The 21406-nt window shown below is 63.2% G+C and carries 22 protein-coding genes; 15 read left to right on the forward strand and 7 right to left on the reverse strand.

Going from position 1 to position 21406, the window contains the following annotated elements; genetic code table 11:
* Window positions 1-34: 34 nt before the first annotated feature.
* The 3 genes from clpA to icd form a co-directional block, all read right to left on the reverse strand.
* On the reverse strand, window positions 35-2356 hold the full coding sequence (gene clpA, locus AC1DN9_RS14260; protein WP_478101193.1) for an ATP-dependent Clp protease ATP-binding subunit ClpA: 2322 nt from the start codon (window positions 2354-2356) through the stop codon (window positions 35-37).
* Between the two features lie 54 nt (window positions 2357-2410).
* The gene (clpS, locus tag AC1DN9_RS14265; RefSeq protein ID WP_478101195.1) at window positions 2411-2770 is read right to left on the reverse strand and encodes an ATP-dependent Clp protease adapter ClpS; all 360 of its coding nucleotides are present in this window, start codon (window positions 2768-2770) and stop codon (window positions 2411-2413) included.
* A 203-nt stretch (window positions 2771-2973) separates the two neighbouring features.
* Complete coding sequence (gene icd, locus AC1DN9_RS14270; RefSeq protein WP_478101197.1) at window positions 2974-4233, reverse strand: NADP-dependent isocitrate dehydrogenase; 1260 nt, start codon at window positions 4231-4233, stop codon at window positions 2974-2976.
* A gap of 191 nt (window positions 4234-4424) precedes the next feature.
* Between icd and AC1DN9_RS14275 the strand changes: the two genes are divergently transcribed.
* Together AC1DN9_RS14275 and AC1DN9_RS14280 are read left to right on the forward strand one after the other, a co-directional pair.
* Window positions 4425-4751 carry a cell envelope biogenesis protein TolA gene (locus AC1DN9_RS14275; protein ID WP_478101199.1) on the forward strand — a complete coding sequence of 109 codons (327 nt, stop codon included), beginning with the start codon at window positions 4425-4427 and terminating at the stop codon, window positions 4749-4751.
* Window positions 4752-4940: 189 nt separating this feature from the next.
* The gene (locus AC1DN9_RS14280) at window positions 4941-5393 is read left to right on the forward strand and encodes a DUF192 domain-containing protein (RefSeq protein ID WP_478101405.1); all 453 of its coding nucleotides are present in this window, start codon (window positions 4941-4943) and stop codon (window positions 5391-5393) included.
* Window positions 5394-5456: 63 nt separating this feature from the next.
* On the opposite strand, the gene AC1DN9_RS14285 is transcribed toward AC1DN9_RS14280, so the two are convergent.
* Both AC1DN9_RS14285 and xseA read right to left on the reverse strand, forming a co-directional pair.
* Complete coding sequence (locus AC1DN9_RS14285; protein WP_478101201.1) at window positions 5457-6038, reverse strand: superoxide dismutase; 582 nt, start codon at window positions 6036-6038, stop codon at window positions 5457-5459.
* Between the two features lie 48 nt (window positions 6039-6086).
* Window positions 6087-7400: an exodeoxyribonuclease VII large subunit gene (xseA, locus tag AC1DN9_RS14290; protein WP_478101203.1), complete on the reverse strand. Its 1314-nt coding sequence runs from the start codon at window positions 7398-7400 to the stop codon at window positions 6087-6089.
* A 312-nt stretch (window positions 7401-7712) separates the two neighbouring features.
* Between xseA and AC1DN9_RS14295 the strand changes: the two genes are divergently transcribed.
* The 6 genes from AC1DN9_RS14295 (at window position 7713) to adk (ending at window position 11459) form a co-directional block, all read left to right on the forward strand.
* Complete coding sequence (locus AC1DN9_RS14295) at window positions 7713-8345, forward strand: MotA/TolQ/ExbB proton channel family protein (RefSeq protein ID WP_478101407.1); 633 nt, start codon at window positions 7713-7715, stop codon at window positions 8343-8345.
* Window positions 8346-8347: 2 nt separating this feature from the next.
* Entirely contained in the window at window positions 8348-8773 is a 426-nt protein-coding gene (locus AC1DN9_RS14300; RefSeq protein ID WP_478101409.1) for an ExbD/TolR family protein, read from the forward strand.
* On the forward strand, window positions 8770-9759 hold the full coding sequence (gene lpxK / locus AC1DN9_RS14305; RefSeq protein WP_478101411.1) for a tetraacyldisaccharide 4'-kinase: 990 nt from the start codon (window positions 8770-8772) through the stop codon (window positions 9757-9759). Before AC1DN9_RS14300 ends, lpxK begins: the two co-directional genes overlap by 4 nt.
* Complete coding sequence (locus AC1DN9_RS14310; protein ID WP_478101205.1) at window positions 9740-9922, forward strand: Trm112 family protein; 183 nt, start codon at window positions 9740-9742, stop codon at window positions 9920-9922. The genes lpxK and AC1DN9_RS14310 overlap by 20 nt, the downstream gene beginning before the upstream one ends.
* Before the next feature lies 1 nt (window position 9923).
* Window positions 9924-10694, forward strand: coding sequence for a 3-deoxy-manno-octulosonate cytidylyltransferase (gene kdsB / locus AC1DN9_RS14315; protein ID WP_478101207.1), 771 nt, complete (start codon window positions 9924-9926; stop codon window positions 10692-10694).
* A 108-nt stretch (window positions 10695-10802) separates the two neighbouring features.
* Entirely contained in the window at window positions 10803-11459 is a 657-nt protein-coding gene (gene adk / locus AC1DN9_RS14320) for an adenylate kinase (RefSeq protein ID WP_478101209.1), read from the forward strand.
* On the opposite strand, the gene AC1DN9_RS14325 is transcribed toward adk, so the two are convergent.
* Window positions 11460-12452 carry an asparaginase gene (locus tag AC1DN9_RS14325; RefSeq protein WP_478101210.1) on the reverse strand — a complete coding sequence of 331 codons (993 nt, stop codon included), beginning with the start codon at window positions 12450-12452 and terminating at the stop codon, window positions 11460-11462. It abuts the gene before it with no gap.
* A gap of 72 nt (window positions 12453-12524) precedes the next feature.
* On the opposite strand from AC1DN9_RS14325, the gene lexA reads away from it, so the two are divergent.
* The 4 genes from lexA to AC1DN9_RS14345 all read left to right on the forward strand — a co-directional run bounded on the left by lexA (window position 12525) and on the right by AC1DN9_RS14345 (window position 16016).
* Entirely contained in the window at window positions 12525-13199 is a 675-nt protein-coding gene (gene lexA, locus AC1DN9_RS14330) for a transcriptional repressor LexA (RefSeq protein ID WP_478101212.1), read from the forward strand.
* Window positions 13200-13349: 150 nt separating this feature from the next.
* Window positions 13350-13694 (forward strand): hypothetical protein, encoded by a 345-nt coding sequence (locus tag AC1DN9_RS14335; protein WP_478101214.1) that lies wholly within the window; start codon window positions 13350-13352, stop codon window positions 13692-13694.
* 145 nt (window positions 13695-13839) lie between these two features.
* Window positions 13840-14847, forward strand: a complete 1008-nt coding sequence (locus AC1DN9_RS14340; RefSeq protein ID WP_478101216.1) for a D-2-hydroxyacid dehydrogenase family protein — start codon at window positions 13840-13842, stop codon at window positions 14845-14847.
* On the forward strand, window positions 14844-16016 hold the full coding sequence (locus AC1DN9_RS14345) for an MFS transporter (RefSeq protein WP_478101218.1): 1173 nt from the start codon (window positions 14844-14846) through the stop codon (window positions 16014-16016). Before AC1DN9_RS14340 ends, AC1DN9_RS14345 begins: the two co-directional genes overlap by 4 nt.
* Here AC1DN9_RS14345 and AC1DN9_RS14350 read toward each other — a convergent pair.
* Entirely contained in the window at window positions 16006-17922 is a 1917-nt protein-coding gene (locus AC1DN9_RS14350) for a tetratricopeptide repeat protein (RefSeq protein ID WP_478101220.1), read from the reverse strand. The genes AC1DN9_RS14345 and AC1DN9_RS14350 overlap by 11 nt on opposite strands.
* A gap of 365 nt (window positions 17923-18287) precedes the next feature.
* On the opposite strand from AC1DN9_RS14350, the gene AC1DN9_RS14355 reads away from it, so the two are divergent.
* The 3 genes from AC1DN9_RS14355 to AC1DN9_RS14365 are packed head-to-tail and all read left to right on the forward strand — an operon-like array spanning window position 18288 to window position 21389.
* Window positions 18288-19808, forward strand: coding sequence for a 3-hydroxyacyl-CoA dehydrogenase (locus AC1DN9_RS14355; RefSeq protein WP_478101222.1), 1521 nt, complete (start codon window positions 18288-18290; stop codon window positions 19806-19808).
* 24 nt (window positions 19809-19832) lie between these two features.
* Complete coding sequence (locus AC1DN9_RS14360; RefSeq protein WP_478101224.1) at window positions 19833-20612, forward strand: oxepin-CoA hydrolase, alternative type; 780 nt, start codon at window positions 19833-19835, stop codon at window positions 20610-20612.
* A 54-nt stretch (window positions 20613-20666) separates the two neighbouring features.
* Window positions 20667-21389, forward strand: coding sequence for a Crp/Fnr family transcriptional regulator (locus AC1DN9_RS14365; protein ID WP_478101226.1), 723 nt, complete (start codon window positions 20667-20669; stop codon window positions 21387-21389).
* Window positions 21390-21406: the final 17 nt, after the last annotated feature.

Here is a 21406-nt window from a genome sequence, read left to right on the forward strand (position 1 = left end):
TACACGAAGTGAGCCAACCTGGGGGCGAGCCTAATCAGCCTGTGGCCGCTTCTTCGGCTTCCGGCTTGGCCTTGCCTTCCTTCTTGGCCAACGGCTGGATGTCCAACTGCACTTCTTCCTTGTCGTCGAGGTCGACGGTCAAGCGACCGCCCTCCTGCAGACGCCCGAACAGCAACTCGTCGGCCAAGGCACGACGGATCGTGTCCTGAATCAGGCGCTGCATCGGTCGCGCACCCATCAACGGATCGAAGCCCTTCTTCGCGAGGTGCTTGCGCAATGTGTCGGTGAACGTGACGTCGACCTTCTTTTCGGCGAGTTGCGTCTCGAGTTGCAGCAGGAACTTGTCCACCACACGCAGGATGATTTGCTCATCGAGTGCCTTGAAGCTCACCGTCGCATCCAGGCGGTTGCGGAACTCCGGCGTGAACAAGCGCTTGATATCGGCCATTTCGTCGCCCGCCTGACGCGGGTTGGTGAAGCCGATGGTCGCCTTGTTCATAGTCTCCGCACCCGCGTTGGTGGTCATCACGATGATCACGTTGCGGAAGTCGGCCTTGCGCCCGTTGTTGTCGGTCAGCGTGCCATGGTCCATGACCTGCAGCAGCACGTTGAAGATGTCCGGGTGCGCCTTCTCGATTTCGTCGAGCAGGAGAACCGCATGCGGCTTCTTCGTGATCGCTTCGGTCAACAGACCGCCCTGGTCGAAACCGACGTAGCCCGGAGGCGCACCGATGAGGCGGCTCACGGCATGGCGCTCCATGTATTCCGACATGTCGAAGCGAATCAGCTCGATGCCCATGATGTAGGCCAGTTGCTTCGCCGCCTCGGTCTTGCCGACGCCCGTGGGACCGCTGAACAGGAATGAGCCGATCGGCTTGTCCTCGCGACCCAGACCGGAGCGCGCCATCTTGACCGCCGAGGCGAGCACTTCGAGGGCCTTGTCCTGTCCGAACACAACGCTCTTGAGATCGCGTTCGATGGTCTGCAGCTTGCCGCGGTCGTCATTCGACACATTGGCCGGGGGAATGCGCGCGATCTTCGCGACGATTTCCTCGACTTCGGTCTTGCTGATGGTCTTCTTGCGCTTGTTCGCAGGAAGGATGCGCTGGGCGGCCCCGGCTTCGTCGATCACGTCGATTGCCTTGTCAGGCAGATGACGGTCGTTGATGTACTTCGCGCTCAACTCGGCAGCAGCCTGCAATGCGGCCACGCCGTACTTCACGCCATGGTGTTCTTCGAAGCGCGACTTCAGGCCCTTCAGGATGTCCACGGTTTCCTGAACCGTCGGCTCGACCACGTCGACCTTCTGGAAGCGGCGTGACAGGGCCGCATCCTTCTCGAAGATGCCGCGGTATTCGGTGAAGGTGGTTGCTCCGATGCACTTGAGCTGACCGCTCGAGAGTGCCGGCTTGAGCAGGTTCGACGCATCGAGCGTGCCGCCCGACGCTGCGCCCGCACCGATCAGCGTGTGGATCTCGTCGATGAACAGGATCGCGTTGGGCTTGTCCTTGAGCGACTTGAGCACGCCCTTCAGGCGCTGTTCGAAATCGCCGCGGTACTTGGTCCCGGCAAGCAGTGCGCCCATGTCGAGCGAGTACACGTTGGACTCCGCCAGAATCTCCGGCACGTCGTTCTGGGTGATGCGCCATGCGAGGCCTTCGGCGATCGCCGTCTTACCCACGCCGGCCTCACCCACGAGCAGCGGGTTGTTCTTGCGCCGGCGGCACAGGATCTGGATCACGCGCTCGACCTCATACTCGCGGCCGATGAGCGGATCGATCTTGCCTTCCTTGGCAAGCTGGTTGAGGTTCTGCGTGAACTGCTCCAGCGGAGAAGATTTTTCGTTCTTCTCGCCGCCGCCCTCTTCGCCTTCGCCCGAGGACGCATCGTTGTTGCCCTTGGCAGCTTCCGGGGGATCGCTCTTCTTGATGCCGTGCGCGATGAAGTTCACGACGTCAAGACGTGTCACCCCCTGCTGATGCAGGTAATAGACGGCGTGTGAGTCCTTTTCGCCGAAGATCGCGACCAGCACGTTCGCGCCGGTGACTTCCTTCTTGCCGTTGCCGGTGGACTGCACATGCATGATCGCGCGCTGGATCACGCGCTGGAATCCCAGCGTCGGCTGCGTATCGACATCGTCGGTACCGGCGACCTGCGGCGTGTTGTCCTTGATGAAGTTCGTCAGCGACGCTCGGAGGTCGTCGACGTTGGCCGAGCAGGCCCGCAAGACTTCCGCGGCACTCGGGTTGTCCAGCAAAGCGAGCAGCAGGTGCTCCACCGTGATGAACTCGTGGCGCTGCTGCCTGGCCTCGACAAAAGCCATGTGCAAGCTGACTTCCAGTTCCTGGGCAATCATGTGATTTCCTTTTGCCTTGCTGTAAATAATTTGTCAGATGGGTTGGAGGGCGATTTATTCAACCGGTTCACTGACGCATTGCAGTGGGTGCCCGGCCTGGTGCGCTGCTTCCATCACCTGGTTCACTTTGGTCGCCGCCATATCGCGGGAGTAGACACCGCACACGCCACGCCCGTCGAGGTGGATCTTGAGCATGATCTGCGTGGCGGTCTCGCGGTCCTTGTTGAAGAACTCCTGGATCACGACGACGACGAATTCCATCGGCGTGTAGTCGTCGTTCAGCATCACGACCTGGTACATCTGGGGCGGGGCTGTCTTCTGCGGCCGACGTTCGAGAACGACCGAGTCGCCATCGTCCCGTCCCGGCTTGGCAGCCGGCGGCGTCTTGGGCGTCGAGGGGATTCTGGTAGCCATGAAAATCATTTTATAGAGCAGCCGCGCGTTGCACTCGCTGTAGTGGCACAACTGGTGGCAGCTTTGTGACATTCAAGATGGATAGCCCAGGAACTGGCCACGACACCATGCAAGCCTCGTGCCTTCGCGCCACGAAAAAGCCCCGGCACCTTGCGGCCCGGGGCTCTGTTCGGCGAAGCGTTCGGGAACGCTTCCGACAACGTTTACATGTTGTCGATCATCACCTGGCCGAAGCCGGAGCAGCTGACCTGGGTCGCGCCTTCCATCAGGCGGGCGAAGTCATACGTGACCCTCTTGCTCTCAATGGATTTTTCCATCGAGCTGATGATCAGGTCGGCCGCTTCTTTCCAGCCCATGTGGCGCAGCATCATTTCGGCCGACAGGATTTCGGAACCGGGGTTCACGTAATCCTTGCCCGCGTATTTGGGGGCGGTTCCGTGCGTGGCTTCGAACATGGCCACCGTGTCACTCAGGTTCGCGCCGGGGGCGATGCCAATGCCGCCGACCTGCGCGGCCAGGGCGTCGGAAACATAGTCACCGTTCAGGTTCAGGGTGGCGATCACGCTGTATTCGGCCGGACGGAGCAGAATCTGTTGCAGGAAAGCGTCAGCGATCGAATCCTTGACGGTAATTTCTTTGCCGGTCTTCGGGTTCTTGATCTTCATCCAAGGGCCGCCGTCGATCAGTTCGCCACCGAATTCCTTGGCGGCCAGGCCATAGGCCCAGTCGCGGAAGGCGCCTTCAGTGAACTTCATGATGTTGCCCTTGTGCACGATGGTGACGCTGGACTTGTCGTTGTCGATGGCGTACTGGATCGCCTTGCGAACCAGGCGCTCGGTGCCTTCACGCGAAACAGGCTTGATGCCGATTCCGGACGTGTTCGGGAAGCGGATCTTCTTGACACCGAATTCGTCCTGCAGGAACTTGATGAGTTTCTTGGCCTTTTCGCTTTCGGCTTCGAACTCGATACCGGCATAGATGTCTTCCGAGTTCTCGCGGAAGATCACCATGTTCGTCTTTTGCGGCTCCTTCACGGGGCTGGGCACGCCTTCGAAGTACTGGATGGGCCGCAGGCACACGTACAGGTCGAGTTCCTGGCGCAGCGCGACATTCAGCGAGCGGATACCACCGCCGACGGGCGTGGTCAGCGGACCCTTGATTGAAACGACGTAGTCGCGCACCGCGTGGAGCGTTTCTTCGGGCAGCCAGACGTCGGGACCATAGACCTTGGTCGATTTCTCGCCGGCGTAAACCTCCATCCAGTGAATCTTCTTCTTGCCGCCGTAGGCCTTTGCAACTGCGGCGTCGACCACCTTGAGCATCACAGGGGTGATATCGAATCCCGTGCCGTCGCCTTCAATGAACGGAATGACCGGCTGATCAGGCACATTCAGCGAGTTGTCGGCATTCACGGTGATCTTCTGGCCTTCGGCCGGAACTTTGATGTGCTGATAACTAGACATGAGAACAAGAACTCCGCGAAATGTGGGGGCCAGAAGACACTGCGTTTCCAGCCGGCTGAATGGCTTTAGAATTTTAGACGCAACCGGAGGAGCCTGAGGAATCTGTCAACCACGGCCGCATTCGCGCCGTTGTGGGCTAACCTTCTGCTGGCCGGGAGGCGTTTTCAACCATTTCCAATGAGGATCCTGTAATGAGTAAAGTTCTCGCAGTCATGATGGCCGGCCTGTTCGTAGCAGGTGGCGCATTCGCCCAGGGCGGCTCGACCTCGCAAGAAGCCGCCCCCCCGACCAACACCAAGCCGCAGCAGCGCGCCACCGAGCGCCGCTCAACCAAGCCGCAAGGTGAAGTCCGTCCGGCAGGCGGCGATCAGCGCCAATCTTCCGAAGGTACCGGCGGCGTAGTGCCGAGCAAGGCAACCGCGGCAGGCCAGGCTCGCGCCGACACCCGCAGCGATCGCCGCCGCGATCGCCATGGCAATGTCCGCAAGATGAACCCGCAAGGCGGCACCCCCCAATAATCGGGACTCTTCCCAATGTAAAAGGCGTTCCTCCGGGGGCGCTTTTTTTTCGCTTGCCCGGCCTAACTCGTCAGTCAGGTTCAGATCGGATAATTGGCCCAATAGGGGCCGAAGCTCCTTGGCCGATTTGTGGTCTTGCCCGCATGCGCGGGCATTCTTGTTTCTATAGCCGCCCTGAAAGAGTTGCCCATGTTTCAGCGTTTTTTCGCCTTTATTGCCTTGTCTCTTGGATTGCTGGGCCTGGCGCATGCCCAGGAACCGCAAAGCGGTCTTCCGCGTACCCGGATCACTGCGGGCATGTATCAAATCGACGCACAGATCGCGAACACGCCCGCACAGCGCGAGACCGGACTCATGTTCCGCAAGGACATGCCCCAGGCCGAAGGAATGATCTTTGTCTTCGAGCAACCGGCCACACAATGCTTCTGGATGAGGAATACCGTGCTGCCACTGACGGCTGCTTTCGTGGCGGAGGACGGCCGCATCGTGAACCTGGCGGACATGAAACCCATGACAGAGGATTCACATTGCTCAAAGGAGCCGGTGCGGTTCGTGCTGGAGATGAACCAGGGATGGTTCGCCCGCAAGAACATCAAGGCAGGCGCGAAGCTCGGCGGGGAACTGTTCGCCCAACGGCGCTAGGCGCACGCGCAGGAAACAAAAAGCCGACCCCAGGTCGGCTTTTTGTTGCTGCGGAAGATCGGATCAACCGAAGTTCTTCGCCGCGAAATCCCAGTTCACCAGCTTCGCGAGGAAGGTCTCGACGTACTTGGGACGCAGGTTGCGGTAGTCGATGTAGTAGGCGTGCTCCCAGACGTCGACCGTCAAGAGCGCCTTGTCGGCGGTCGTCAGCGGCGTGCCGGCGGCTCCCATATTGACGATGTCCACCGAGCCGTCGGCCTTCTTCACCAGCCACGTCCAGCCGGAACCGAAGTTGCCCACGGCCGATTTGACGAATGCTTCCTTGAAGGCTGCATAGTTGCCCCACTTGGCATCGATGGCCTTGGCGAGTGCCCCCGTCGGCTCGCCGCCGCCGGCGGGCTTCATGCAGTTCCAGAAAAAGGTGTGGTTCCAGATCTGGGCCGCATTGTTGTAGATGCCGCCGCTGGACTTCTTGACGATTTCCTCAAGCGTCATGTTCTCGAACTCCGTGCCCTTTTGCAGGTTGTTCAGATTCACGACGTAAGCGTTGTGGTGCTTGCCATAGTGGTACTCGAGAGTTTCCTTGGAGTACTCGGGCGCGAGCGCGTCCATCGGGTATGGCAGGGGAGGAAGAACGTGTTCCATGTTTTAGCTCTCGGGTTGGTTGTGGGATGGCCGATTCTAGAAAGGAAATCAGACACCCGACGTCGGACGCCTTCCTTTCATTTCCGTCTTCAACACCGTCAATTCGGCCGAGCCGTCGGCCAGTTGCGCCCGGACGTCCTCGCCGGGCGAAAGGCCCAGGACGCTCGTGACAGCGTTTCCCTGTGCATTGGTGATCCACGCATAACCACGTTGAAGCACCAGCGCCGGATCGAGCAATTGAAGTCGCAGTTCCGCGCGGTCGAGACGCTCGTGGTGCCGGCCGAGCACTGCTCGAAACCTCGACGGCAGTTCGACCTGCAACGCTTGTTGAGCCTGGGCAAGCCGTTCCGTCCGCGACAACACGGCAAAGTGCAGCCGCTGCGCATGGTGCGCGAGGCGCAATCGCTGACGACCCACCAGTGCCGACGGGCGACCGAGCCGCCCGGCTGCCAAGTCGAGGCGCTGGCTCGACGCGTCGACCCTCATCAGGATCGCTTCGCGCAATCGCTCTTCCAGCAGTTCGAGCGCGTCGAGCCACATGTCGCGCGGAGCGGCGACCATTTCGGCGGCGGCGGTCGGCGTGGGGGCACGCACGTCGGCGCAAAAATCGGCGATCGTGAAGTCGGTTTCATGGCCGACGCCGCTGATCACCGGAACCGGACTCTGCACGATGGTGCGCGCGAGCGATTCATCATTGAAGGCCCACAGGTCCTCGATAGAGCCACCTCCCCGCACCAGAAGGATGACATCGACCCGGGGCTCCAAGGCGTACAGCGCCTGCAGCGATCGCACCAGTTCGGCGGGCGCACCCGCGCCCTGCACCGCCGCAGGCGCCAGCACCACCGGGATCTGCGGCACGCGACGGCGCAGTGCCGTGGCGACATCGTGGAGCGCTGCAGCACCCAGCGAGGTGACCAACCCAATGGCGCGCGGCAGCGTTGGCAATGGTCGCTTGCGCGACGGATCGAAGAGGCCTTCGGCCTCCAGTTTCGCCTTGCGCTGGAGAAACTGTTCGAACAGCGCACCCTGCCCTGCCCGGCGCAAGCTCTCGACCACGAGTTGAAGATCGCCACGCGGCTCGTAGACTGTCAGCCGGCCACGCACTTCGACCTGGTCGCCGTCGCGCGGCGAGAAATCCAGCAAGCTCGCCGCACGTCGGAACATCGCGCAACGCAGTTGGCCGGCTTCATCCTTCAGGGAGAAGTAGCAGTGCCCGCTGGCCGCGCGCGAGAAACCTGAGACTTCCCCGCGAACCGCGACCGGATTGAAGCGCGCATCCAGGGCATCGGCGACCGCCCGACAAAGTGCGCCGACCGCCCAGATGCGCGCGCCCGACGCAGGTGTTTGCTCACGTTCGTTCATGACGCATCCGCGTGACAAGGTGCGAATCTTCCACAACCGGGAGTGCCGGGGCCCTGCTCGACCCTCCATGCACACCACAGGCGCATGTTCTCGTGCAAGGCATTGATTTCATTGAGAAAAGTGCTGCTCAAATATCGCTCGATCTAAGGGAAAGCCCATCTGGCGCGGGTCCGGACAACTTGCTCAGCGTGTTAGTCACAAAGTTATCCACAGATTCTGTGCGTCGTCGCCTACATGAAAGACGTCGCCGAAATACGCGTCGGCAAGGTGGATAATCGCCGCGCATTTGCAGTCCATGGGCTGGAGGAATATTTGTTTTCCATCATAGTTGCTGCGGGTTGGCCGATCTGGCCGTTGCTCGCTTGTTCGGTTATCGGTTTGGCACTCGTCATCGAGAGATTCGCCAGCCTGAAGACCTCCAAGGTTTTGCCTCCCAAGTTGCTCGATGAAGCCATTGCGGTGTCGCGCAGTTCGATTCCCGGCCCCGATGTGGTGACGAAGCTCGAAAAGAACTCGGGCCTCGGCGAAGTGCTGGCCGCGGGCTTCCGCGCGCTCAACAGCAATCCGACGTCGAGCGAGGACGATTTGCGCGTCTCGATGGAAGCGGCCGGGCGCGTCGTCGCCCATCGACTCGAACGATACCTGCCGGCCCTCGCGACGATTGCATCGGCCGCGCCCTTGCTCGGTCTGCTCGGCACGGTGATCGGGATGATCGAGATCTTTGGTGCGCAGTCCGTTTCCAGCGGTGCGGTCGGGTCCGGAAATCCGGCGCAACTTGCGCACGGCATTTCAATTGCCCTCTACAACACCGCGTTCGGGCTCATGATCGCGATTCCGGCGCTCATTTTCTGGCGCTACTTTCGCAGCCGGGTGGACGAATACCTGCTGAATCTCGAACTCTCGGGCGAGCGCTTCGCACGCCATCTGAACACGCTGCGCCGATGAGAATGCACTTTCGCCACGGCTCGCGCGACGAACCCGAGATCAACCTGATCCCGTTCATCGACGTCCTGCTGGTCGTGTTGATCTTCCTGATGCTGTCGACCACCTACAGCAAGTTCACCGAAATGCAGTTGCGCCTTCCGGTGGCGGACGCGGAAGCACAGCGCGACTATCCGAAGGAACTGATCGTTGCGGTCTCGGCCGACGGACGCTATTCGATCAACAAGACCGTTCTACCGGATCGCAGCGTCGAGGCTGTCACGTCGGCGCTGGCCGCTGCCGCCGGTGGCGCCACTGACAACGTCGTGATCATCAGCGCCGACGCCAGCGCGACACACCAGTCCGTGATCACCGTCATGGAGGCAGCGCGTCGCGCGGGCCTCATGCAGATCACCTTCGCAACACAGTCGGCCGCGCAGGCGGGGCGATAGCCTTGGCATCGTTGCAGCAGGCCTGGCTGCAACGCGGCGCGCTGGCTCGGCTGCTGTGGCCACTGTCGCAGGTCTATGGCGCGTTGACGGCACTTCGACGCTCTCTATACCGATTCGGGCTTCTTCGCACCGAACGCGTCGGCGTTCCGGTCGTGGTCGTCGGCAACGTCATCGCCGGCGGTTCGGGCAAGACGCCGGTCGTCATGGCGATCGTCCGGCATCTTGAAGCACGCGGCATCAAAGCCGGCGTGGTGTCGCGCGGCTATGGCAGGGTCACCGACGACTGCCGGGAGGTGCTCGACGACAGTGACCCTCGCGACGTGGGCGACGAACCGGCGCTCATACGCCGCTCGACCCAGGCACCGGTCTTTGTCGCGCGGCGGCGCGTCGACGCCGGCCGCGCGCTCCTCGCCCGCTATCCGGCCACCAAGGTCGTTGTCAGTGACGACGGCCTGCAGCACCTCGCCATGGCACGCGACGTCGAGATCTGCGTCTTCGATGACCGCGGCGTGGGAAACGGGTGGCTGCTCCCGGCCGGTCCGTTGCGCGAAAGATGGCCGCGGCCTTGCGATGTCATCCTGCACACCGGCGAGCGACCGGCGTTCGCCGGCTTCACTGCCCGACGCGCGCTGACCGACCATGCCGTTCGAAAAGACGGAACAACGATTCCGCTTGGCGATCTGGCTGGTCGCGCATTGGTCGCCGTTGCGGCCATCGCAAAGCCCGAAGCCTTCTTCGACATGCTGCGTCGACGCGGCTTGCGCCTTGAGCAGTGCGTCGCGCTTCCGGACCATCACGACTTCCACAACTGGAATGCACCCATGGCCGACGGCCAAACGCTGGTCTGCACCGAAAAGGACGCCGTGAAACTCTGGCGCCAATCGCCCGACGCACTGGCCGTGCCCCTCGTTTTCGAACCGGAAGATGCCTTCTTCGCAGCGCTCGACGCAAAGCTATCATCCGTCGATGGACACCAAGCTGCTTGAACTGCTCGTCTGCCCCGTGACCAAGGGGCCGCTCACCTGGAACGCCGAAAAGCAGGAACTGGTCTCGCGCAGCGCCCGACTTGCGTACCCCGTGCGGGACGGCATTCCGGTGCTGCTCGAAACGGAAGCGCGGACACTTTCCGACGAAGAGCTGGGCCTTTGAATTGAATACTGCGTTCGTCGTTCTGATCCCTGCGCGGCTCGCCTCGACCCGCTTGCCTGACAAGCCCCTGGCCGATATCGCCGGACTGCCGATGGTCGTGCGCGTCGCCCAGCGTGCGGCGGCATCGGGGGCCGAGCGTGTCGTGGTGGCGGGAGACGATCCCCGCATCATTGCCGCATGCGAGGCGCACGGGGTGCAGGCGCTCCTGACTCGCACCGATCACGCCAGCGGAAGTGATCGCCTCTCCGAGGCCTGCACGCAACTCGGCCTTGCAGACGACGCCATCGTCGTGAACGTACAAGGCGACGAACCATTGATCGAGCCGGCCTTGATCGACGCAGTCGCGCAAGCCTTGGCAGATCATCCCGACGCGGCCATGAGCACCGCGGCACATGCCATCGATTCACCTGAAGAATTCGCCAATCCCAACGTCGTCAAGACGGTTCTCGATGCCAAGGGATACGCGCTCTACTTCAGCCGTGCGCCGATCCCCTGGTGGCGCGACGGCTTCGCGGCCCATGGTCCGAAGGCGCTGCCGACCGCTCCGCCTGCGCTGCGGCACATCGGAATCTACGGCTATCGCGCCAGCTTCGTCCGGCAGTTTCCCGGACTTCCGCCGGCGCCTGTCGAAGCCACCGAAGCGCTCGAACAGCTTCGAGCCCTTTGGCATGGCTACAGGATCGCGGTCCACATCACCTCGGATGCCCCGGGTCCGGGGATCGATACGCCGGAAGATCTGGCGCGCGTTCGCGCCCTTCTCGCCGCCGACTGACTTCGGGCGGTCGGGTAGCGCGTGCTATCCTCGACGCCATCTCCGCCTGCGAATTCCCTTGAGGGCCGCATGGCGCGACACAAATTCAAAGAACCTTCCGAGGACACCATGAGACTGATATTGTTGGGCGCCCCCGGGGCGGGCAAAGGCACGCAAGCGGCCTTCATTTGCCAGAAGTACGGAATCCCCCAAATCTCGACCGGCGACATGTTGCGCGCCGCTGTCAAGGCCGGTACGCCGCTCGGCCTGCAAGCGCAGTCGATCATGGCATCGGGCGCCCTGGTGAGCGATGACCTGATCATCAACCTCGTCAAGGAACGCATCGCGCAGCCGGATTGCACGCAAGGATTCCTGTTCGACGGCTTTCCGCGCACCATCCCCCAGGCCGAGGCGATGCGTTCGGCCGGCGTCAAGCTCGACTACGTGCTTGAAATCGACGTCCCCTTCTCCGACATCGTTGAACGCATGAGCGGTCGTCGTTCACATCCGGCGTCCGGGCGCACCTATCACGTGAAGTTCAATCCGCCGAAGGTCGAAGGCAAAGACGACCTGACGGGCGAAGACCTGATCCAGCGCGAAGACGATAAGGAAGAGACCGTTCGCAAGCGACTCGAGGTTTACAGCCAGCAGACGCGGCCGCTGGTCGACTACTACTCCCAGTGGTCCAAGTCCGAACCGGCCGCTGCGCCCAAGTACCGTTCGATCAGCGGCGTCGGAACGGTTGACGACATCACTCTGCGCGCGCTTGCGGCATTGACCAGCTGATCATCGGTCTGCTGGCCGACCGGCCAGCAGTTCCAGCATGAGTTCGACGCGCGCCTTGACCGGTGTCAGCGCGCCCGCATCTCGAAGAAGCTCGTCCTGCCTCGGCAAGATGTGCCCTTGGGAACAACGCGTCGCACGAACCACAGCCACCCCTGCCGCCTGAGCCCGCAACGCTGCGGCCTCCAGCGCGTGATGCAAAGTTCCGTTTCCGGTCGCGGCCAGCACAAGACCTTGTAGCGGTTCAGCGGAGCCCGATTCGCGCTCTCGCAGCAGCGCATCGACGATGCTGCCGCGTGCCTCGGCGTGACTCAAGAGAATCTCGACGCGTGGCCACTCCCCGGCAGAAGCGACCCGATCGAAGACATGCTGTGTGGCGGACGTGGCAGACGGCCAGTTCCTCAAGACCCGGACGCTCCCTTCCTCGACATAACCCAGCGGTCCGGCATCGCCGGAGTCGAAGGCGTCCAGCCTGTAGGTATGCACTTTCTGGACTTCGACCGCACTGTGCAACGTCCCCGCGCACACGACCACGACGCCGCTCGCGCCCGGTGTCGCGGCAACGACGATGGCATCCCGCACGTTCTGTGGCCCATCGGGCGCCAGCGCCGTGGCGGGACGCATCGCACACGTGAGCACCACTGGCTTCGAGGGTGCCAGAACCGAATGAAGAAAGAACGCCGTCTCTTCCAGCGTATCGGTCCCGTGCGTGATGACGAGACCCGCCACGTCGGGCTGAGCCAGCCAGTGCGCGCACCGCAGTGCCAGCTTCTGCCAGATGGCGAAGCTCATGTCCTTGCTGTCGACCTGGGCGACCTGCTCCGCCAACAGGACGACACCAGGCGGCGCATCGATGCCGCCCAGCAATTCCTCCACGCCGACCTGGCCGGCGGTGTAGCCAATGTTGTCATCAGAGGACTTGGCACGGCCTGCAATCGTCCCGCCCGTGCCAAGCACGATGACCTTGCGCTTGTCGCCTTGATTGATTTCGTCCATTGCTTGCCAACCACCGAAAACTGGTTAAAAATACAGGTACTGGATATTCAGCCAGTTCCCTGAGGAGCCACCATGCAGTTTGCAGTCAAGCTTACCGCCCGTCAGCAGCAGATTCTGGACTTGATCCAAAGCGCCATCGCGCGCACCGGAGCGCCACCCACGCGTGCCGAGATCGCCACAGAGCTGGGCTTCAAGTCTGCCAATGCCGCGGAAGAGCACCTCCAGGCGCTGGCGCGCAAGGGCGTGATCGAGCTCGTGAGCGGCACTTCGCGTGGTATTCGCCTCAAGGGCGATGCGTTGCGCGCGCTCAATGAATCTCGAAACAATCAGTTTTCACTGTCCCTGCTCGGCATGGCGCAACTCGCTCTCCCGCTGATCGGCCGCGTGGCGGCCGGTTCGCCGATCCTGGCGCAGGAACACGTCGATCAAACCTACTACGTCGAAAACACGCTGTTCCAGCGCCAGCCCGACTACCTGCTCAAGGTGCGAGGCATGTCCATGCGCGACGCCGGCATCATGGATGGCGACCTGCTCGCGGTCCAGGCCACCAAGGAGGCCCGCAATGGCCAGATCGTGGTCGCCCGCCTGGGCGATGAGGTCACGGTCAAGCGGCTCAAGCGCAACAAACAGGTCATCGAGCTTCACGCCGAAAACCCCGACTACCCGACCATCATCGTCCAGCCCGGCGAGCCCTTCGAAATCGAAGGCCTCGCCGTCGGGCTGATCCGCAACACGATGCTGATGTAGCCCACTCTGGCAAGCGAACACGGTTGCAACCGCTTTCGCCTCATTGACGGCCGCGACAGGTGGCGGGCGTATGGCATAGAGCCATCACCCTGTCGAGGCCGATGAAAGCAATCCTGCCTGTGTTCAATCTCTGACCTTTCTGGAGTTCACATGGGAATCGCTCTTCTTAGCATCGTCGACCTGATCACGCCTTTGCAGACATTGGCCAACCGGTGGATGCCATCACGCCGTTCAGGCCACATCAGCACGTCGGGCCTGCGGTATGTGGGTGTTCGCCCGAGTTGCGGGTCGCGCCAGAGCCCGGCAACCCGGGCCGATGCGCCTGCCGCCGCGCGGCCGCTGCGTGTCGTGCGCATGGTCGATGCTCAGCAACCCGGTCGGCATCCGAGCCGCGTCGTGATTTCAGGTCGCATGGCCGACGTATGCGCCGAGCTCGACAGGCTGGTTGCACTTGAAGCGGCCGATGCGTCGGCTCATCGCGCCCACTTGCATTGAAAGCGCAAGACCGTGGTCCGAGGCGCTCGTCTCGACCCACGGCGACGACGGCCCCCCGGTAGCGCCGCAAAATTGTTCGAGATGAGCGAAGGCTGAGCAACGCGCCGACACAGCATGCCTGTGGTGCGAGGCACAATGGCACGCCATGAACATTGTGATCCTCGACGACTACCAGGACGCGGTGCGCAAGCTGCAGTGCGCTGCCAAGCTCGACGCCTATGCTGCCAAGGTCTACACCAACACGGTCAAGGGCATTGGTCAGCTCTCGGTGCGCCTCAAGGACGCCGAAGTGATCGTGTTGATCCGCGAGCGCACCCAGATTTCCAGGCAGCTGATCGAAAAGCTGCCCAAGCTCAGGCTCATTTCCCAGACGGGCCGGGCCGGGAGTCACATCGACGTGAACGCCTGTTCGGAGTTTGGCATCGCCGTGGCCGAAGGCACAGGCTCGCCACTGGCGCCAGCCGAACTGACGTGGGCGCTGATCATGGCCGCCATGCGCCGGTTGCCTCAATACATCAGCAACCTGAAGCATGGCGCCTGGCAGCAGTCGGGCCTCAAGTCGGCGTCGATGCCGTCGAATTTCGGGCTGGGCTCGGTGCTCAAGGGCAAGACCCTCTGTATCTGGGGATACGGCCGCATCGGGCAACTGGTCGCGCGCTATGGCCAGGCCTTTGGCATGCAGGTGGTGATCTGGGGCCGCGAGCAAAGCTGCGCGAAGGCACGGTCCGATGGTTTCCAGGTGGCGCCGGACCGTGAGACCTTCTTCGCCGCAGCCGATGTGTTGTCGGTCCACCTGAGGCTGACGGAAGAGACCCGCGGCCTCGTGACGCTCGAAGACCTCTCGCGCATGAAGCCGACAGCCTTGTTCGTGAACACCTCGCGCGCAGAACTTGTGGAGCAGGACGCCCTCCTTGCCGCCCTCAATCGTGGTCGGCCCGGTTTGGCCGCCATCGACGTCTTCGAGAGCGAACCACCGCTGCAAGGCCACGCCCTGCTCCGGCTCGAAAACTGCATCTGCACCCCGCACATCGGCTATGTCGAGCAAGACAGCTACGAACTGTATTTCGGGCAGGCCTTCGACAACGTCGTCAGCTTCATCAAGGGCAATCCGACCAATATCGTGAATCCCGGCGCGCTGCAGGTCCGCCGTTGAGACAACCTGCGCCGCCAGCCGCCCTATGGGCCCTGCTGGCCGGCAATTTCGTGATCGGTACGGGCGTGATGGTCGTGCCCGGCACGCTCAACGAACTCAGTGGGTCACTGCAGGTCAGTGCTGCAACGGCAGGTCAGTTGATCACCGCAGCAGCGGTCGTGATGTGCCTCGGAGCCCCGTTGCTTGCCGCCGTGGTCGCGGGCTGGGACCGCCGTGTGCTGCTGACCTGCACGATGCTGTGGTACGCCTGCGGGCACCTGGTTGCAACGCTGATGCCGAATTTCAGCGGACTGCTCTTCGTCCGGATGTTGACGGTGGTGTCGCCGGCCATCTTCACGCCGCAAGCAGCGGCCTGCGTAGGCCTGCTGGTGCCGGCCGAGGAACGTGGGCGCGCCGTCACCTTCGTCTTTCTTGGATGGTCCATGGCGTCCGTGCTGGGCCTTCCGATCGGCGCGCTGATCGGGGGCCACTTCGGATGGCGGGCGGCATTCATGCTGATCGCGCTGTTGTCGGTCGTGAGTGCTGTCTGGATCTGGCGCCAGCTGCCCTCCGGAATCCGGCCCGCCGCGCTGTCGCGCGAATCCTGGGGCCGGGTGCTCAAGAGCCCATTGCTGATGGGCGTGGTGTGCGTGACCGCCCTGCAGGGCTCCGGGCAATTTGTGCTGTTCAGCTACTTCGCGCCGGTGCTCAAGCAGCAGTTGGGTGCGAATGCCACGGAACTGGGCCTCGTGTGGGCCTGGTTCGGCGCTTGCGGCGTCGTGGGCAACGTGGTTGTAAGCCGGTACATCGATCGCGTGGGAGCACCTCGCATGGTCTTGTTCACGACGGCCTTGATCGCGCTGAGCTTGCTGCTCTGGCCGCTTGGCGTCACGCTCGCGTGGCTGGCACTCTTGCTGACACCGTGGGGACTGGGCTGCTTTGCGACCAACTCAGCGCAACAGGCGCGACTGGTATCGCTCGCTCCTTCGCTGGCGCCGGGCTCGGTTGCACTGAACAGCTCTGGGATCTACATCGGACAGGCCATCGGCGCCGCGGCCGGAGGCTGGCTCCTCGCCAACGAGGCAGCCGCCTGGATGAATTGGGTTGGGTTCGCGACGATGCTCGTTGCCATGGCGCTCAGCGTCACCGTCGAAAGGGCGCAGCGTCGCGCCCCGGTATTCAGCGCTTGATCGGCCGCGGGGCGATCTCCGCCTCGGTGCTCGGGTCGAAGAGTTCGAAGTCGATGACGTGAGGGTCGGTCGAGGGCGCGGGCGGCGGCTTGGGTTTTTCGAGCGGCGTTGGCATCGTTTCGTAGGCCGTCTTGTCGAATTCGGCGAAATCCATTTCGAGCGGAGGTCTCTCGGCCGGCGGCGCCGGCGTTTCGACCTCTGCCGGCAGCGTCGGCGGTGCATCCGGGACCAATACCGTGTCATGGTGCAGCCGGTCGTCGATCGACCCGTAGATCGAAGGCGGCAAGACAGGACCTTCCTTCATGACAGGAGGCTCCGTTTCGGGACCGAGCAGCGCAGTCGCCGTCGGCTCGCCTTCGTGCCCATAGGTATCGGCGAATGCTTGCGGCGTGGCCAGGGACGGCGGCACGACGTCCGGCTCGATCACTTCCTTCGCGAGCGAATACAGCAGCAGAAGCTCCTGGTACGCCGCAAGATCGAAGGCACCGTCCTCATGGACACCGGGCTTGCGGAATATCAGCTCTTCGATCAACGCCAGCGTGCTCGGCGCAGGCCATTGCGATTCGATGCGTGCCAGGGCGCTGCGATAGTGCTCCAGGCCTTTGCCCGCGTCGGTGAATTTCTCGAATGCAGGCACATCTGCGTTGAATGCCCGCTCGAACTCTTCGGCGACGCGCGTGTAGTCCTCCTCGCGCCCGAGCGAATGGTAGATCCGCAGGAGGTCAAGGTAGGCCAGCGCGCTTGTGCCGGGATTGGCGGCAATGTGCTCTCGCAGGACCGCGATGGCCTGGTCATGCTGGCCGAGGGAGAGAAAGAAGTCCGACTGCTGCTGCACGTCGAACAGCTCTTCGGTATTGACGGGTCGCGCGGGCGTGGCGTCCAGGGCGCGCGGCGGATGCGCAGGCTCGCCGTATCTGTCATCGTCTTCCGACGAAGCGAACGGCTTTGCACCAAACGTCGACACACCGAGGCTTCGTTTTCGGGGCGGCCCGTCCGGTTCGGAATCCGCATTCTCATCGTCGTCCAGCAGCCCACCGTGCCGCTGAACACGCTTGCGTCCAGCGCCGCGCTCCTTCAGTTCCGACTCGCCCCACCATGCAGGCGCAGCGGCCCTCCGCGTCGTGCGCCACAGCAGCAAGATGCCGATGAGCGCCAGAAGCAAAGCAGCAATCAGCGCGTAGATCAGCGGATTTCGGTACTGGCTTTCGCGCGCCTGCGCCAGCTCGGTCCGCAGTTCGGCCAACGCGCGCTGGTTCTGCGCGGTCTGCTGTCGTAAGGCGACCAGGGCGGCATCCAGCTCTTTCGTACGCTGGGCCTCGCGCTTTGCCTGCTCGGCTGCAGGATCCAGTGCACCCCAGAGCGCGGCGGCCGCAGCGCGCCGGGCGGGATCCTCGACGGGCGGCAGGGTCAATTGGGTCGTGGACTTGAGACCGGCATCCTTGGCGGGCTCCGGCTCCAGTGCCTCGACCCGAAGCCGCGGCCCTGTCGCTACAGGATCGGCCTTTGGCGTTTGGACAGGCGCCGCCTGCGCGATAGTCGGAGCGCGAGAAGCAACCGGCGCCTGTACGGCTGCAGCGCGACGCGGCGCGGCGGCAGGAGGCGTTCTCCGTGGCGGCTGCGCACCTGGATCGCCCTCGGACGTGGGATCGCCCGGAGGCGCGGCGCGCCTCGCCGTCGCGACCGACGCGCCATTGATGCCGGATGCCCCACCGGAGCCCGCGGCGCGCGACACTGTGCGTGCGGAAGGTCTGGTCGGAGGCATCACTTCCGATGAGGGGCGCGCACCTGCAAAGGCCACGCCGGGCGGCGTGACATCGGAAGGCACATCCGCAAGCAGCACATAGCTCCGGGTCGACTTCATGTCGCAACCCGCGCGGACGGTCACCGTGACGACGGGTTCTTCCACGGGCACTGTCGAACGTACCCGCATGTTGGAATTGCCTGGGCTGCCACCCGATTCCAGGGATACAGTCACTCGACGGTCCAGCATGGGTGTGTCCCCTTGCAAGACATCGGCACCGAGGCAAAGCGACCCTCCGGCTTCAGCGGTATCGAGCGAAAGCGGGATTACCACGTCCATCGGCTTGCCGATCCAGACAGCCCCTTGGGGCCGACCGATCGTCAAGGCGGATGATTCGAGGGCGAACCCGAAAAAAAGCAGGCTCGCCGCAAGACGTGGGAATCGCAAAATGGGCTTCAAGAAGCAATCAAAAGTTGACACATTCTGACATGTGGGTCAGGGACCCCGACTCACGGAGAGACAATTATCAAATGACTGTGAACTTTTCCAACACCGCCGTGATCGGCGCAGGCGCCATGGGTCGAGGCATTGCCCAGATCGCGGCACAGGCCGGCAGCAAGGTATTGCTGCTGGACAGCTTTGAAGGCGCCGCGATTCGCGGTCGCGACGCCATCCTTGCCCAATGGCAAAAGCAGCATGAAAAAGGCAAGCTGGATGCTGCGCAGCGCGATGCGTTGTCGAGCCGCGTGTTTGCCGTCGACTCGATGCAGGACCTTGCCAACTGCGATCTGGTGATCGAGGCAGTCGTCGAAGACCTGGAGGTCAAGCGACGTTTGTTTGTCGAACTCGAAACCATCGTCGCTCCCTCGGCAACGCTGGTCACGAATACATCGTCGCTGTCCGTCACTTCGATTGCCGCCGCGCTGAAGCATCCCGAGCGCATGGCCGGCTTCCATTTCTTCAACCCCGTCCCGCTGATGAAGGTCGTGGAGGTCGTGGCCGGCTTCAAGACGGACCCGGAAGTCTGCCGCCGGCTCTCAGGCTACGCCACGCAGATGGGTCACAGCGCGGTGCAGGCGAAGGACACGCCCGGCTTCATCGTCAACCATGCGGGCCGCGGCTACGGCACCGAGGCGCTGCGCATCGCGGGCGAAGGCGTCGCGGACTTCGCGACGATCGACCGCATCCTCAAGGACCAGGCTGGCTTCCGCCTCGGCCCATTCGAGTTGCTCGATCTGACGGCGCTCGACGTCTCCCATCCGGTGATGGAGTCGATCTACCGCCAGTACTACGATGAACCGCGCTACCGCCCGAGCGTGATCACCGCGCAGCGGCTGGCCGCCGGCGCACTGGGCCGCAAGACGGGCGAAGGCTTCTATCGCTACGCCGATGGCGCCATGCAACAAGTCCCGGAGCCAGCCACGCCCACAGTCGATACCGTGCCAGCGGTCTGGGTGTCGCCTCGCGCGGCCCGGCGCCCCGAATTGCTGAGGCTCGTGCATGCGCTCGGCGCGCAACTCGAGAGCGGCGCAACGCCCTCGCCCTCCGCTTTGATCCTGGTTGCACCGCTCGGCTTCGATGTCACGACAGTGGCGGCGGTCGAACGGCTCGACGCCACCCGTACCGTCGGCATCGACATGATGGCGGACGACGCCGCGACCAAGCGCCGGGTGCTCGCGACCAACCCCGCCACGCGGCGCGACATGCGCGACGCGGCCCATGCACTGTTCGCGCGCGACGGCAAGGCAGTGAGCGTGATCCGCGACAGTGGCGGCTTTGTCACGCAACGCGTGGTCGCGACCATCGTGAACATCGCCTGCGACATGTGTCAGCAAGGGGTCTGCACGCCGGCGGACCTCGACTTGGCTGTACGGCTCGGACTTGGCTATCCCCAGGGTCCGTTGGCCATGGGGGATCTGTACGGCCCCACCAACATTCTGGAGGTCCTGTTCAATCTACAGACCGTGTATGGCGACCCGCGCTACCGCCCCAGTCCATGGCTGCGCCGACGCGGCGCGCTCGGCCTGAGCCTCACCCATCAAGAAGAGTAAGAGACAGAGACGCAAGAGACAGCCATGACAGCAGAACTCAAGAGCACCACAGAAGGCAGCACGATGGTGCTGACGCTTTCCAACCCATCGCAGCGCAATGCACTCGGGCCCGAGATGTACGCGGCCGGTATCGAGGCGCTCAACGGCGCCGAGAACAGCAACGAGATCCGAAGCGTCGTCTTCGTCGGCGAAGGCAAATGGTTCTGCGCCGGTGGATCGCTGCAACGGCTCCAGAACAATCGGGCGCTCGATCCCTCGGTGCAGGCCGAAAGCATCGAGGCGCTGCACACATGGATCGACACGATCCGCACCTTTCCCAAGCCCGTCATCGCCGCGGTCGAAGGGGCCGCTGCAGGTGCCGGCTTTTCGCTGGCGCTGGCCTGCGACTTGGTCGTTTCGGCGCGTGACGCAGTGTTCGCGGCGTCGTACAGCAATGTCGCGCTCTCGCCCGATGGCGGCCTGAGCTGGCACCTCGGCCGGGCGCTGCCCCGACAACTGGCCAGCGAGTGGCTCATGCTGGGCGAGCGCCTCGATGCGTCGCGCCTGCATGCGCTCGGACTCGTCAACGAGATCACAGAAAACGGCCAGGCACTGTCGGGTGCGCTCGCGCTTGCCGCAAAGCTCAACGCGCGCGCGCCGAACTCGATGGCAAGCATCAAGGAACTGCTCGGCGAGGCGCGCGGCTCGACACTCGTTTCTCACTTGTCGCAGGAACGTGATCACTTCGTCCGCAACCTTCATCACCCGAACGCGGGTATCGGCATTGCCGCCTTCCTCGGCAAACAGACGCCACGCTACGAATAGTGGGGGTCGCTCTCGCGACAACCCCAGCCCTTTCAGTCACCGACAGGACAGTCCATGGACGACCCCATTCTTACCATCGAAGAACGAGAAGCGATCAACGGTGGTCGCTGGTTTTCTTCCCTTTCCCCTTCACTGCGCCACGACATCCTCCGATGTGCATTCGTCAAACGCTACAAGGACGGCGACCTGATTGCGGCTCGCGGCGATCCGCCCGAGCAGTGGATCGCCTGCGCGAAGGGAGCGGTGCGCGTGAGTTCGACCGCCGTGTCGGGCAAGCAGGTCACGCTGACCTACGTGGAGCCGGGCATCTGGTTCGGCGATGTGGCGATCTTCGACGGAGACCGGCGCACGCACGATGCCTATGCGCATGGCGACTCGACGATCCTTTGCGTGGCGCGCGCGGACTTCCAGAAGATCCTGGCCAACCACGTCGAACTCTACGAGGCGCTCATGCGGCTTCAGGCGCGTCGCATTCGCCAGTTGTTCGGATTGGTCGAGGACCTCAATACGCTGCCCTTGCGCGCACGGCTCGCCAAGCAGCTCATTCATCTGGTTCGCAGCTATGGCGTGCCGAATCTCGAGGACGGCAGCCAGATGCGGATCGGGCTGCAGCTCGCGCAGGAAGAACTCGCACAGTTGCTCGGGGCGTCGCGTCAACGGGTCAATCAGGAACTCAAGGCCATGGAGCGCGAGGAAGCGATCCGCATCGAACCAGCCGGCCTGGTGGTGCTCGACCGCTCCGCGCTGATGCGCATTTCGGAAGCCGACGACCAATAACACCTCACATCAGAGAC

Source organism: Variovorax sp. 05L425, from assembly GCF_056397705.1.

Coding starts and splice junctions, on each gene's coding strand:
- AC1DN9_RS14360 (WP_478101224.1), top strand. CDS start 19,833: ATGACAGCAGAACTCAAGAGCACCACAGAAGGCAGCACGATGGTGCTG.
- icd (WP_478101197.1), bottom strand. CDS start 4,233: ATGTCTAGTTATCAGCACATCAAAGTTCCGGCCGAAGGCCAGAAGATC.
- AC1DN9_RS14280 (WP_478101405.1), top strand. CDS start 4,941: ATGTTTCAGCGTTTTTTCGCCTTTATTGCCTTGTCTCTTGGATTGCTG.
- clpA (WP_478101193.1), bottom strand. CDS start 2,356: ATGATTGCCCAGGAACTGGAAGTCAGCTTGCACATGGCTTTTGTCGAG.
- lexA (WP_478101212.1), top strand. CDS start 12,525: ATGCAGTTTGCAGTCAAGCTTACCGCCCGTCAGCAGCAGATTCTGGAC.
- AC1DN9_RS14365 (WP_478101226.1), top strand. CDS start 20,667: ATGGACGACCCCATTCTTACCATCGAAGAACGAGAAGCGATCAACGGT.
- AC1DN9_RS14300 (WP_478101409.1), top strand. CDS start 8,348: ATGCACTTTCGCCACGGCTCGCGCGACGAACCCGAGATCAACCTGATC.
- xseA (WP_478101203.1), bottom strand. CDS start 7,400: ATGAACGAACGTGAGCAAACACCTGCGTCGGGCGCGCGCATCTGGGCG.
- AC1DN9_RS14355 (WP_478101222.1), top strand. CDS start 18,288: ATGACTGTGAACTTTTCCAACACCGCCGTGATCGGCGCAGGCGCCATG.
- AC1DN9_RS14285 (WP_478101201.1), bottom strand. CDS start 6,038: ATGGAACACGTTCTTCCTCCCCTGCCATACCCGATGGACGCGCTCGCG.
- AC1DN9_RS14325 (WP_478101210.1), bottom strand. CDS start 12,452: ATGGACGAAATCAATCAAGGCGACAAGCGCAAGGTCATCGTGCTTGGC.
- adk (WP_478101209.1), top strand. CDS start 10,803: ATGAGACTGATATTGTTGGGCGCCCCCGGGGCGGGCAAAGGCACGCAA.
- clpS (WP_478101195.1), bottom strand. CDS start 2,770: ATGGCTACCAGAATCCCCTCGACGCCCAAGACGCCGCCGGCTGCCAAG.
- AC1DN9_RS14335 (WP_478101214.1), top strand. CDS start 13,350: ATGGGAATCGCTCTTCTTAGCATCGTCGACCTGATCACGCCTTTGCAG.
- AC1DN9_RS14310 (WP_478101205.1), top strand. CDS start 9,740: ATGGACACCAAGCTGCTTGAACTGCTCGTCTGCCCCGTGACCAAGGGG.
- AC1DN9_RS14340 (WP_478101216.1), top strand. CDS start 13,840: ATGAACATTGTGATCCTCGACGACTACCAGGACGCGGTGCGCAAGCTG.
- AC1DN9_RS14275 (WP_478101199.1), top strand. CDS start 4,425: ATGAGTAAAGTTCTCGCAGTCATGATGGCCGGCCTGTTCGTAGCAGGT.